The 12189-nt window shown below is 70.7% G+C and carries 13 protein-coding genes; 1 reads left to right on the top strand and 12 read right to left on the bottom strand.

Going from position 1 to position 12189, the window contains the following annotated elements:
* Positions 1-91: 91 nt before the first annotated feature.
* The 4 genes from HS045_RS31955 to HS045_RS31970 form a co-directional block, all read right to left on the bottom strand.
* Positions 92-1012 (bottom strand): alpha/beta hydrolase, encoded by a 921-nt coding sequence (locus HS045_RS31955; protein WP_196455348.1) that lies wholly within the window; start codon positions 1010-1012, stop codon positions 92-94.
* Positions 1009-1326: a thermonuclease family protein gene (locus tag HS045_RS31960; protein WP_196455349.1), complete on the bottom strand. Its 318-nt coding sequence runs from the start codon at positions 1324-1326 to the stop codon at positions 1009-1011. The genes HS045_RS31955 and HS045_RS31960 overlap by 4 nt, the downstream gene beginning before the upstream one ends.
* A gap of 197 nt (positions 1327-1523) precedes the next feature.
* On the bottom strand, positions 1524-2207 hold the full coding sequence (locus HS045_RS31965) for a hypothetical protein (protein WP_196455350.1): 684 nt from the start codon (positions 2205-2207) through the stop codon (positions 1524-1526).
* A 114-nt stretch (positions 2208-2321) separates the two neighbouring features.
* Positions 2322-3647, bottom strand: a complete 1326-nt coding sequence (locus tag HS045_RS31970; RefSeq protein ID WP_196455351.1) for a phage major capsid protein — start codon at positions 3645-3647, stop codon at positions 2322-2324.
* 316 nt (positions 3648-3963) lie between these two features.
* Between HS045_RS31970 and HS045_RS31975 the strand changes: the two genes are divergently transcribed.
* On the top strand, positions 3964-4509 hold the full coding sequence (locus HS045_RS31975; protein ID WP_196455352.1) for a DUF6624 domain-containing protein: 546 nt from the start codon (positions 3964-3966) through the stop codon (positions 4507-4509).
* 55 nt (positions 4510-4564) lie between these two features.
* Here the strand turns inward: HS045_RS31975 and HS045_RS31980 are convergent, their stop codons facing one another.
* The 8 genes from HS045_RS31980 to HS045_RS32015 all read right to left on the bottom strand — a co-directional run bounded on the left by HS045_RS31980 (position 4565) and on the right by HS045_RS32015 (position 12133).
* Positions 4565-5677: an alpha/beta hydrolase gene (locus HS045_RS31980; protein WP_196455353.1), complete on the bottom strand. Its 1113-nt coding sequence runs from the start codon at positions 5675-5677 to the stop codon at positions 4565-4567.
* Positions 5678-5794: 117 nt separating this feature from the next.
* Positions 5795-7429 carry a DNA (cytosine-5-)-methyltransferase gene (dcm, locus tag HS045_RS31985; protein ID WP_196455354.1) on the bottom strand — a complete coding sequence of 545 codons (1635 nt, stop codon included), beginning with the start codon at positions 7427-7429 and terminating at the stop codon, positions 5795-5797.
* Positions 7426-7878 (bottom strand): XF1762 family protein, encoded by a 453-nt coding sequence (locus HS045_RS31990; protein WP_196455355.1) that lies wholly within the window; start codon positions 7876-7878, stop codon positions 7426-7428. Before HS045_RS31990 ends, dcm begins: the two co-directional genes overlap by 4 nt.
* Complete coding sequence (locus tag HS045_RS36340) at positions 7875-9965, bottom strand: 2'-5' RNA ligase family protein (protein WP_196455356.1); 2091 nt, start codon at positions 9963-9965, stop codon at positions 7875-7877. The genes HS045_RS31990 and HS045_RS36340 overlap by 4 nt, the downstream gene beginning before the upstream one ends.
* Positions 9966-10145: 180 nt before the next feature.
* Positions 10146-10310 (bottom strand): hypothetical protein, encoded by a 165-nt coding sequence (locus tag HS045_RS32000; RefSeq protein ID WP_196455357.1) that lies wholly within the window; start codon positions 10308-10310, stop codon positions 10146-10148.
* Positions 10307-11491 carry a hypothetical protein gene (locus tag HS045_RS32005; protein ID WP_196455358.1) on the bottom strand — a complete coding sequence of 395 codons (1185 nt, stop codon included), beginning with the start codon at positions 11489-11491 and terminating at the stop codon, positions 10307-10309. Before HS045_RS32005 ends, HS045_RS32000 begins: the two co-directional genes overlap by 4 nt.
* A gap of 10 nt (positions 11492-11501) precedes the next feature.
* Positions 11502-11969 carry an IPT/TIG domain-containing protein gene (locus HS045_RS32010; protein ID WP_196455359.1) on the bottom strand — a complete coding sequence of 156 codons (468 nt, stop codon included), beginning with the start codon at positions 11967-11969 and terminating at the stop codon, positions 11502-11504.
* A complete protein-coding gene (locus tag HS045_RS32015; RefSeq protein WP_196455360.1) occupies positions 11966-12133 on the bottom strand; it encodes a hypothetical protein in 168 nt (55 codons plus the stop codon). The genes HS045_RS32010 and HS045_RS32015 overlap by 4 nt, the downstream gene beginning before the upstream one ends.
* Positions 12134-12189 lie beyond the last annotated feature (56 nt).

The following is a 12189-nucleotide window of genomic DNA, read 5'->3' on the forward strand; positions in this document are numbered from 1 at the left end:
CCCCGGCTCGGGCATGCGGGCCGCGGCACTGGGACGCCGCGTCGCCCTGCCGAAGCTGCCAGCTCCGGCAGGGCGACGCGGCCGGAATCCGTCACGGCGGAGGGCACTTGGCCACCAGCCGCGTGTCCGCCCACTTCAGCACTTCCTGCGACACAGCGGGCATCTTCCACAGGGCCGTGCTGTGCCCCGACCCGGCCAGCACCCGCACCACCGCGGTCACGCCCGCCTCGCGCAGCCGCGCGGCCAGCTCCTGCGTGGGAGCGGGAGGAACGAACTCGTCGCGGGAGTGGAACGCCAGCAGCGCCGCCGAACGCGGCCCCACCCCTGCGGCGGCTTCCATGCTGCGCCACTGGGCCTTGCACGTCGCCGTCGTCGGCTGGCATCCGGCCAGCGCCACCGCTGAGGTCCGCAGTTTGCGCACCAGGTCGGAGGCGCCCGCCTGGGCACCGGCGGTGTAGGCGGCGGTGGGGGAGACCGGCGGCGACATCCCCACGACGCCCCGCAGCCCCGGCGGGCGCTCCGGCCAGGAGCCGATGGAGGCCGCCAGGTGCCCGCCGGCGGAGAAACCGACCAGCAGCCAGCGGGAGGGGTCGAACCCGTAGCTGGCCGCGTGAGCGCGGGCGTAGGTGATCGCCGCGGCGACGTCGTCGCGTTGCGCGGGCCAGTGCGCCACCCCGGTCAGGCGGTAGTTGACGTTGAAGACGGCGTATCCAGCGGCGGCGAACGTCGCGGCGCCCGACCGCAGGTCGCTCTTGTCTCCGCCGGACCACCAGCCGCCGTGCACGATGAAGACACCCGGCTTGACGCCGCGGCCGGCGGTGACATCCATGCGTTGAGCCGGGTCACGGCCGTAGGCCACCTCGACGGGCGCTGCCGCACTGCGGGTGGCGGACCGGGCGGACGGGTGCGGGGGGAGAGCGGCGAGCCCGACCATCAGCGCAACCGTGACCGCCACGGCCAGCCGTACCGACGACCACGTGTCCGCCCGCCGCTGTCTGCTGGCGGCCCTCATGCGGTGCTCGCGTGTCCGGCGGCGACCAGCGCGGCACCGAGCCCGTCCGGGTCAGTCGCCGTGGTGATCGTCACCAGGTACCGGCCGTACCGTTCCTTGCGGTCGCGGAACGTCCGCACCCAGAACTGCGGGCCGTGCTGGTCGAGCCACGCCGCGGTGAACTCGCGGGCCGCCTCCCCCCCGGCGGTGCCGAGCTCGGGAGCGTACACGCCGGCCAGGCGTGCACGGATCGTGTGGGAGATGCCGAAGCCGACGTCGACGACCAGGTCCACGGTGTCGGCGTCGACGACCTTGGCCACGGTGGCGGTGTACACGTACCGATCGGGTGGCGCCGGGGCTGTGGTCTTCTTGCAGCGGCAGCGCGCCGAATGCGTGTGGGCCGGCGTCTGCTCCCGGTCGGGAACATCGGCCGGCGGCGCCGCGGGTGTGTCAGGTGCGGAAGTCATGCCGCGGAGGATGGCCGTGTCGGGGGCTAACGTCGCATCGGGCCGCAATCCGGTAGGACAGGCCCCTACCAGCAGGTGGAGCGCTGGACGGCGGCGGCAGTCAGCACGGCGGGCCGGGGCTCGTTCGCGACCGCCAGCATGCCGATCCAGCCTTCGTCGGAGACGGACAGGTCGTCGCACCAGGACAAGGCGGGTGGCATGAAGGAGTAACTGGTGGGTGTTTGCGTGGTCTGCGTGCCGGTGGCGCTGGCCGACTGGTAATCGGCAAGCGCCGGATTGAGCGCGAGCCGAATCTCATGAGCGGGGCTGGCGACGTTGATGCCAGTGCGGGTCTCGACTCGCACCCACCGGTTGAGCGGCACCACGGCGGACGTCAGGGTGACGACGGGTGTGAAGGAGGTGAGGTAGTTCCACAGCGACAGCTGGCCGCTGCTGCTCAACCGCAGGCCGCGTACCGTGTTGGAGGCGGTGCCGATGGAGAAGAGCTCCGAGTCGCCCGGGTAGGCCGTCAGGTACAGGTGCTGGCGGGTGTAGATGGTGGTGCCGCCGGTGAATGACCACTTCATGGAGGTGTACTCGTCAGCGCAGTAGGCCGACAGGCTCCCCGAGTAGGAACGCACCGCGGAGAAGACCGGCGCGGTTCCTTCGCTGTAGGTGTCGAGCGCGTCACCGGACGCCCCACCGGAGTTGTCCAGCGTGATGGCGGCGCCGCTGGTGCCGCCGTTGAAGGAGTTGCTGCGTTTAGCCATCACCGGCTCCCCACGTGTGCGCGACCGAGACGCGCGGTCGCATCACGCGACCGCGCGTGAACCAGGAAAGGAGACGCCCTTCCTCCGGTTCACGCGCGGCCGCATCACCGCCGATCAGGCACCGGTGTAAGGAGTGAAAGAGCCATACACGAATGACTCGGGGCGGTCCACTGCGAGGCCGACCCGCTCGCTCGCCTTGATCACCACGGTTCCCTCGAGGAAGCTGTTGCCCGTTTCCGTGGAGGCCTGCACGACCACGGTCTCCCGGTCGTAGAGCTTGGCGCCCTGCCCGAAGCTGCCGAGCAGGAACTTGCCCGACTGCATCGCCGGGGTGTCGATGACGTTCAGGCGCCACACACGCTTCTCGGCGCCGATCGCCACGGACACCGCGACACGGAACGCGCCCTGCTTGTCCTCCTCCAGCTCGACGCCCTCGAAGTCCAGCGGGTGCAGGATGATGCCGTTGGGGTCGTAGTACGACAGGATCGCCAGCGTCATCGCCCGGCGGATCTGCGCCGTCCGCTTGTCGCTGGCCAGACCGGTGTACATCTGCACACCCGGCGTCTGGGTGATGCCGAGGATGCTCTCCCCGGCGCCGTTGCCGAAGAGAATCGCTTCGTCTTCCTTCAGCTTGACCCCGTCGATCAGGTCACGCTCGAGGATGCCGCGCAGCCTGCTCTCATCGGCGAGGGTGTTCTTGTGGACGACCTCGTGGTGGCCGATCTCCGCGATGGGCGCGGTGTAGGACTCGTAAGTGAAGCCGGATCGCGGCGACTTGCCCCAGATGTCGGTAGGGCCGCCGGTGGCGGCGCCGCCGCCGGCCGCGGTCCTCTCCGGAATGAAGCCCGCGTTGTTCACGAACCCGACCTGGCGGACGCCGTACAGCACGTTGGCCTGCGTGCTTTCGGCCGGGAACAGGTCACGCACCCGGCTGGGGCGGCGGACCCGCTCGGTGAGGCCGACGTGCTCAGGCATACCGAAACCCGGGTGGGTGACGGTGCCGGCCGACAGGGAGAAGATGTCCTTCGTCTCGAAGGAGTACAGGCCCTGCTCGAAGGTCGTGATGCCGCGGATCTCACGGAAGCCGCTGGACTTCATCTGCAGGAACTCCGGCGACTCCAGCCACGCCTGAGCGAAAGACCGGCTCGCGTTGCCGCGGCCGCTCGCGGCGGCCAGGTGGCCGGCGACCGGGCTGGTGGACGGCGCCTCCAGGTACTCGGCGATGCCGAGGGCCTTCTTCTCCGCGATGATGAGCGCCTGGATCTCGGTGGCGGAGTCGACGGCCTTGAGGTAGTCGGCGTGCTGCTCCTTGGTCATGACCAGGTGGCCGCGGCCGGTCTCGTCGGTGATGCTGTCGCGGATGCGCTCGATGTCGGCCGCCTTGGTCTGGAGTCGAGCCTCCAGGTCCTTCAGGTGCGCCTTGGATGCGGTGGCAGTCATCTGCCGTACCCCCCGTGCTGACGTGCGTTGCGGATGGCGATCCGTCCGCCCGGTCAGCACCGGGACAGCCTCCAGATCTGGGGTGGCATGTAGGCGTTGGTGGCGCTTAGGTCGCGTCGCGCTGGTCAGCCCGTTGACGGTTTCCGCAGTTCACGAGCGGGTGTTGGCGCCAGCGGAGGCCGCGCGCACGGTTCGCGGCGAGGAGCGGCGGGTGCTTCGCACGCTCTGGTGCTGCGCACTGCTGGCGATCTCCCCGCCAGCTGGGCGGGCCGCGGGATGAGTGGCTACGCCCACCTGCTGGTGATGTGATGCGTTCATGGAAGCTGAGCCCGTACCAGACGGACCTCCTGCGGCGGACGCCGGGCTTCGCGACGAGTTGCTGCGCCGCATGGACCGCGACCAGGCCGTGCGGACCGCGGCCCCGCCGGGCAGCGCATGGCCGGCGGAGCTCTTGGAGGAGTGGCGCACCGTTGATATCGACAACACCGCGTTCCTCAAGAGCGTGATCGCCGAACGCGGCTGGCCGGGCGCCGACATGGTCGGTGAGCGCGCCGCCCAGGCCGCGTGGCTGCTGGTCCAGCACGCCGACCTGGATCCAGACTTTCAACGCAGCTGCCTTCCCTTGCTGCACGCTGCGGTTGAGGCCGGGCACGCTCAGCCGTCTCACCTGGCGTATCTGATCGACCGTGTCCACGTCGCCGAAGGACGCCCGCAGTTGTACGGCACCCAGTACGGGGTTCGCGAGGGCGTGCTTGGGCCGCAACCGGTTGAAGACCCTGAGCATCTCGACGAACGACGCGCCAGCGTCGGTCTGGAACCGCACGCTGACTACGACCGCACGATGCGCGAACTGTACGAGTGAGGCAGCACCTCACGCCCGGCGGGGGAGAACCGCCCGCCGGGCGGGGCGTGCGCGGTCAGTGCCGGGCGCGGCTCCAGCTGGCCTCCAGGAACGACTGGATGGTGCGCAGCGTCGGCCGGCTCGCCCGATACGGGACCGGCGTGTTCCGGCATCGGGACGTCGAGGTCACCTGCGGCCTGGTGACGTCCGGCGACAGGATGCCGGTGGAGTGGCCGACGCCGGGAACCGAGTAGAACGTGGCCGTCGCACACGCCCGCTTCAGCGCCCAGTACAGCGCCTGGCTCTGGTTGTGCGGGACGAGCTGGTCGTCCTGGCCGTGCGCGATGAGGAACGGCGGGTCGTTACGGGAGACGTACGTGATCGGGTTGGCTTCGCGAACCTTCTCCGGGCACGTCTTGATGGCGCAACCGACGAGCTGCGACTCGGGTGAGCCCTCGTCGTTGTGGCAGTCGGTGGTGCCCATCATCTTGTTGAACGCCGCGCACGCGCCGGGCAGCATGTGGCGGTCCATCCTCAGGAAGTTCGTCGGCCCGTACAGATTGACGGCCGCCTGCACCTTGCTGGACACGCCGGTGACGCCCACGGCGCCTTCCAGAGCGGGCACGTCACCGGTGACGGCGACCATCGTCGTGGCCCACCCGCCAGAGGAGTCGCCCATCATGGCGAAGCGGTGGGGGTCGATGCGGTACCGGGCCGCGTGCGCGCGCAGCCACCTGACGGCCGCCTTGGCGTCATGCAGCTGAGCGGGGAACTGGGCCTGGGAGGTGGAGCGGACGGACACTCCCGCCACCACGTAGCCCGCCGCGGTGAAATGCGGGGCGATCTGAGCGGCGAAGTCCTTGCCGTTGTCACGGCGCCAGGCGCTGCCGCCGGTCACGATGAGCACAGGGCGGCGCGCCCTGCCGCGCTGCTCCGGCACGTACAGGTCCAGCAGGTGGCCGCGGCTGCCGGCGAGCTGCGCGGGCGCGTACGCGATGTCCTTGTGGACGGTGACGTCGCGGCCCGCCGCTGACGCGGTCGCCGCTGAGGACGGGGCGGCGGCCAGGCCGCTCAGAAGCGTCACAGTGACGGCCGCGGCGATGGCGGTGACGGCGCGCGGCAGCCGCCAGCGCACGGTCCTTGCTGGGGTGGCACGGCGGGCGCCGGGTGCCGATGCTGCTGTGAACATGTCGGGTTCCTTCCAGAGTTGACGCATGGGGTGGACGACCCCGCCGGGCTCAGGCGGTGAAACTCGATCAGGCGCGTTGCGCAGAGGCGGCCTGTACGGTTGGCGCGCCTGCGGCTCTCAGTGCCGCAGGCGGGCGTGGGCGGCGGCCAGGCGGTAGCTGATCCACCTCACGACGGGGACGGCGACGCTGTTGCCGAGCTGCCGGTACCGAGGCGAGTCGGCCTGCAGCTTCTCCCTGGACGTGATCGTCCAGTCGTCGGGGTAGCCCTGGAGGCGTTCGCATTCGCGCGGAGTGAGCCGCCGCACCCCACCGGCGGTCAGGTCACCGACGTCGCCGTCGGATTCTGCGGCCACCGGCAGCAGGTTCTGCGTCTCATCTCCGGCGGGCCCGCCGGTGCCCTTGGCCCATTTCGCGGTCACCGTCGCCGACACGCCTTCCGCGGGGGTGGTGGCGACCATCGGCATGGATGAGCCGCCGCCAGCGGCACGCAGCGCGTACGCCGGGTCGCCCGGCTGGCCGTGCTCGAGCGTGTTCTCTCCCGCGCGGCCCCGCAACGCCACCGGGATCGCGGTGACCGACGGCCGGCCGGTGGCGCACAGCGGCGGGCACGGGTCACCCGGCGCCGGGTTGGACCGGTTGTCGGGGCTGGTGATCTGCGCCAGGTCGTAGGCGATGATCGGGGTGCCGCGCCCGGTGCCGTCCTCCATGGCGTCATGCCCTTCGCACGTGAGGGTGTGGGTGACGCGGCCGAGCGTCGTCACCACCGGCGTCGGCGCGTGCTCAGCGGCAGCGGTGGCTGACGCCACGGCGGGCATTTCCCTCCCGGCGGTGACCGTCTCACCATTGGGTGTCGCGGGCCGGGTGCTGCGCCCGTCGGGGTCGTAGGCGACGATCGGAGTGCCGCGCCCGGTGCCGTCTTCGGCTGACATGAGGTAGCTGCACCGCAGCGTGTGCGTCACCGTGCCGATCGTCGTCACGTACGCGCCGGATCCGTCCAGGTCGGTGCGGTGGCCGCCCTGGTTTGCCGCTAGAGGTCCGGCAATGTCAGGTGTGGCTGCGGCGGTTCCCCAACCCCGGCTACCTGTCGGAGCGCCACCTCGAGCGCGGGCGGTAGCTTCTTGCCGCGTCGCGCGGCGCGGCGCAGGATGCCCACCGCGGCTGTCTGGCTCAAGAAGTACTTGCTCGGCACTGGCGAGGTCTCCAAGACATCCGACAATGAAGACGCGACGGCGCCGCTGGGGAACTCCGAAGTGCTGCGCATCGAGAACCCGCCACGACACGCCGTACCCGAGCTCGGCCAGCTCTTGGACCACGATCCCCATGTCGCGACCGCGGTTCGATGACAGGAGTCCGGGCACGTTTTCGAGCAGAAGCCAGCGGGGTTGGAGCTCGCGGGCGAGGCGGACGATCTCGAAGAACAGGCCGGAGCGTCCGCCGTCGAGGCCGGCGCGGAGCCCGGCGACGGACAGGTCCTGGCAGGGGAATCCTCCGGTGAGGATGCCGTTGGAGGGATCAAAACCTGCTGCGAGTAGCTGTTCACCAGTGACGGTCCTTACGTCGTCGAACAGGGCGGAATCAGGGAAGCGGTGGGCGATGACACCGCGGGCGGCGGCATCGATCTCCACGGAGGCGACGGTGCGCACCCCGGCGTCATGCAAAGCCAGCTCGAACCCTCCGATGCCGGCGAACAGCGACACCGCTGTCATCGGCTGCCCGGTGGCGGGCGGGGCGAGCACGGGCGTGGATGTCACGGAACCTCCCAGAGAGTGCGCGCCACCATGTGGGGGGCGCTGGTGGTACGAGGCCGGGACGGGCACGACCAGCTCGCCCGCGGCGGCCGGTCGGCGACTTTGCGCCACCCGGCTGCGCGCAGCGACGTGCCGGGTTCACCGGCTTGGGTGTAGGTGATGAGCCGCTGCCAGCCGAGAGCGCGAGCGGCCCGCCAGGCGGCGCCGTACAACATCGAGCAGGCGTTGGCGGTACCGGTGGTGGCGACGCGTGTCACTTCCAACGTGGTGCCGTTGTCCAGGTGCCGGTTGACGGGCCGCCCCACGGTCGCCACCCCCGCCAGGCCGTGAGCGTCGGCGACGCCCACGGAGTACTTGTGGCCTTGCGGCGGCTGGTGGTGGCGGTGGTGGTCGGCGATGAACTGGCGGGCCTGGGCGAAGGAGACCGGCACGACTTTCAGAGCGCCGCTCACGTGAGGGCGGCGGCGAAGTCGAGCAGTTTCTCCCCGGCGCGCCACTGCTCAGCCGACAGGTGCTTGAGCTCGTCCGGCAGCGCGGACGGCGCGGTGGAGTCCGGGTAGACAGCCGGTTCGGGCGGCATCTCCTGCTGCTTGTGCGGTTCCGGGTCGCGGATCGGTTCGTGGTCGATGCCGGCGGAGGTGAGGACTTCAGCGAGGATCGCCATCGCTTGCCGCAGCCGGCGGGCGTTGTTGTCCGACAGCACCCGCCCGGCTTTCGTTTCCCACCCGGTGCCGTACCGGTCGGCCCACGCGCGGGTGGCGTGCTTGACGGTGTAGGCGGCGTCCTCCACTGCGGCCAGGGCGAGCATCGGGTCCGCGGACCCGTACGCCGACACCTGCACCGGGATCGGGGTGTCGATGACCACGTCGGCGGTGGCCGTGACCGTGTACGGCACCTGGTAGGCGACTTCCCGTCCGGTGCTGGCGTCGTCGCCGCGGACGGTGATGATCGCCATGTCGGCGAACGTGGCGTCGACGCACACCCAGCCGCGCTGGCCACGGGCGGCCATCCAGTCGGTGACGGCCAGGCGCACCTTGTCGCGGACCTCCTCGAACGCCAGCGGGATCGGCAGCCCGGCGGCGCGCAGCACATCCAGGCGGGCGTCTTTCACTTCCACGCCGGTGGCGGCGAGGGGGAAGTCGCGGTGGTCGTCCTCGATGGCGATGGTCACCGCGCTGAAGGTGACGTCGACTGCGGGAAGCGGCGCGGGCGGTTCCTGGCCGGGCTGAAGGTAGGTGAGGGTGACGTGCGGGGTGTAGCCGTGCTCGGTGGAGTACGGCACGCCGGTGGCGTCCAGGGCGTCGATGATGCGCTGCCGGGCGACCTCCAGGCCGGGCACGTCCACGGGCGCCCACACGGGGATGCCGTCGCCGCGGTCGGGGAACATGCCGAGGCCGCCGATGCTGCCGGTCAGCGGCGGCATCGTCGCGGCCGCCTCAGCGACGGCTTGTTCAGCGGCGGCGATGGTCTCGGCATCGACGCCCTGGCCGAGGTAGGCGAGCGTCACGTGCAGGCTGGTGGCGTCCAAGCCGTCGGGCTGGGCGAGGTGCGCGGCGACGGGGGAGGGCACGATCAGCGCCACCATGGCGCGCGGCCCGTCCTCATCCGCCGGCACCGGGCTGGGGATGACGTCAGCCCATTCGGCGCCGACTCCGGCGGCTTTCTTCTCGTGGCGGGCGCCGGGCCAGCGGCCGGTCGCTTCGTGGTGGCGTTCGGCGCAGTACCCCTTGGCCTGCTCGAGCGTCATGTGCTCGCTGGCGAGTGCGACGCACCGGCCGAACGCGCCTTCGGTGTTCCAGCCGATGCGGGCCGCGCCTTCGCCGCGCACGTACCAGGCGGCCAGGTTCCGGGCGTTGCCGTGGCTGTTGTCCTTGGTGTCGCCGCCAGCGGTACGGCGGCTGGTCATGCCGAGCTTGCGGGCGGCGCTGGCCGTCAGCGCCGCCACGTCCACGCCCGGCGCAGGCTCAGAGATGATCGTTTTGACCGACAGGGTCGCTGACTGCGACGCCGCGCCGAACAGCACCGGCGAGTATTCGTACAGGTCGAGGTCGTAGATGCGGCGGATCCCGGTCTTGGTGTCCTGGCGGGCCTTGCCGGCGGGCACCTGGTAGCCGATGCTCCACTCGCACTCGTCGGTCTCGGAGAAGAACCGGACGTTTTCGTAGGCGTTGCGGCCATCGTCGGACTTGAGGTTGAAACGGCAGCGCACGTACAAAGCGCCGGCTTCACGCGGCCACGGCTTGCCGTCCTTGGTGTGGGACGGCAGCCGCGCATCGCCCGGCAGCCACTCCTCCACGACCTCGGTGCGAGCCGTCCAGATCTTCGTGTCGTGGGAGAAGATCCCTTTCGGTTTGCGTTCGGCCAGCGTGCGAGCGAACGCGCCCGGGACGATGATGTCTCCGACGCCGTCCAGGACGCCGGTGACCGCGACGAGCGCTTCGACGGTGCCGTCTCCGCTGCCGTCGACAGCGATCTCTGCCGTCCTGGGCGCGGCCGTCACCGCCTTGTGTTCCAGCTGCTGCATCCAGCCTGTCGCCACCGGGGCCCCCTCCCGCGTCGTCAACCGCGCGGAAGAGTGGCAAGAAAACGGGCTTACGTCGCATAGGCGACATCGGGTGTTGTTGCCCCTGCTGGCGGGGGAGGTGGGGCAGCGAAGGCGGTGCTTCCGCCGGGCGGGGGAACCCTCGCCGGGGAAGGCATCGTTGTTGCCTGATAGCCGCTACGGGGTCAGGCGGGCACCGGTTTCGGGGTCGAGGCCTTGCAGGATGCGTGCCTGGCGGAGGAACTCGGGGTCGTCGCCTGGGTCGTCGGGCCCGTCGGGGTGGGCGGTTCGCCATTGGAACACCAGCCGCGACAGGGCGCGCCGCTGCTCGTCGGTGCTCACAGCTTCAGCACTCCTTCCCATTCGGATCCGGCCATGACGCGGGAGCCGAGCCACTCGTCGCGACGATACTTCATCCCTGGCCGTCGGCCTGCCTGGCTGATGCGGTAGGCGCTCGGGAAACCGGGCTGGCCGTACCCGGCGGCGGCATCGGCCAGGAGGGCGCGGGCGGCGGCGATGTCGTCGATGATCTGCTGCAGCATCGGATCGTCCGGCGGGCCGGGCCAGGTGTCGCGGGCGTGCTCCAGGCGGGTGAGTTCGTCCGCGAGCTCGTCGAGGATGGCGGTGGCGCTCCATTCGCTGTTGAAGTCGTAACCGGCGGACGCCCACATGTAGCCGCCGTCGTCGTCGGCGGCGAACAGTTCGACGCGGTCGAACCCGGAGTCGCGGTACAGGGTTTCCATGTGGTGGCCCCACGCGGAACCGAACCCGTTGCCGCGGTGCTCAGGCAGGAGCCGCTGTAGTTCGTGGTCGGCGACGAGGGTGCCGTCGGGTTCGCGGACGAGTTTGCGGGTGGAGATTCCAGCGGGGCCGCCGTCGGGTGCTTTGACCGCGACGGTGAAGCGCACGTAGCGGCCGCCGCCGCTATGCGGGGTGTGCGTGCCGGCGAGGGCTTCGTAGACACGCACCGTGTATCCGTTGCCGTAGGTGCGGCCTTCGAGCAGGTGAGCGAGCGCGGCTTTGAGGGTGGCTTCGTCTGGGTTGGGTTCGCCGTGGCGGGGAATGAGGTCGTCCAGGCGTGATGGTGGCTGGTGGGGCTGGGGTGGGCGTACCGGTGGGGCAACCGCAGGAGCCGCCGGTCGTGGTGGTGGTGGTGGGGTGACGCCGGTGGGCCGCCATACGGGAGCGGCCGGCGGCGTCTGCCTGCTGGGCGTCGGCTGGTGGCGTGCGGGGGCGTGCTGAGGGCGTAGCGATCGGCCGGGCACGATCGTGGTGGCGCCGTCGTCCCAGCGGACGGTGACGCGCCCGCGCGCGTCACCGCCTTGGACGACGCCGGTGCGGGCGTAGCCGACCAGTTGGACGCGTTCGCCCATGGTGATCCAGCGGCCCTGCCAGTCGCGGGCCTGCCATGCGCCGCCGGGTGCCCGGCTTCCGCGGGTGCGCAGACGCCCGAAGATCTTGGTGTCCGTTCCGGTGGGGAAGGCGGCGAACCGCATCCCCCACCGGGACCACTGCGTCGTCATCTGGGGCGGCTTATGCGTAGGTGAAGGCGCCGGTCTTGGTGACGGCGCCCGCGTCGGTGGTGACGACGACGTCGACTGCGCCTTCGGTCTTCGCTGGTGTCTTGCACGTCAACGTCTTGTCGTTGATGACGATGATCGCGGTGGCGGCGGTGCCGCCGAAGGTGACGGTGGTGCCGGGGGTGAAGTTCGTGCCGGTGATCGTGACGGTGTCGCCGCCGGCCGCGGCCCCTGCGGCCGGGCTGAGGGCGGCGACGGTCCCTGCGGGAAAGCAGGCGTCCAGTTGGGACTGGCGGATGTGGGCCCCGGCGGGGAACTTCAGCCTTCGGCCGCTTTCGGGGAAGTTCGTGCCGTCCAGCCGTACGCCCTCATACAGGTTCTCCGTCACCTCCACGATCGGGTCGAGGACGGGTACGGCCGTCTTCTTGGCCTGGGCGGTCGTCTTGGTGAGGCGGGTGCCGTTTGCGGCGTACAGCGTCATGAGTCCCCCGAACGTGCTGCTGCTTGCAGCAGAGGGGCGTCCACTCCGACGTCCGGGCCGGGGTCCTCGATCGTGAAGTCGGGCCATATCGCAGCCAGCGCCATCAACGCGATCAGGACGCCGATCACCAGACCGATCGGCCACCACACTCTGCTGTCTTCCACAGCGGCGCATGGTGGCCGATTCGGCGGCTAACGTCGCGGCCCCATGATCAGCCAGG

Origin of the sequence: Planomonospora sp. ID82291 (assembly GCF_015711645.1) — a bacterium.
Taxonomy (GTDB): domain Bacteria; phylum Actinomycetota; class Actinomycetes; order Streptosporangiales; family Streptosporangiaceae; genus Planomonospora.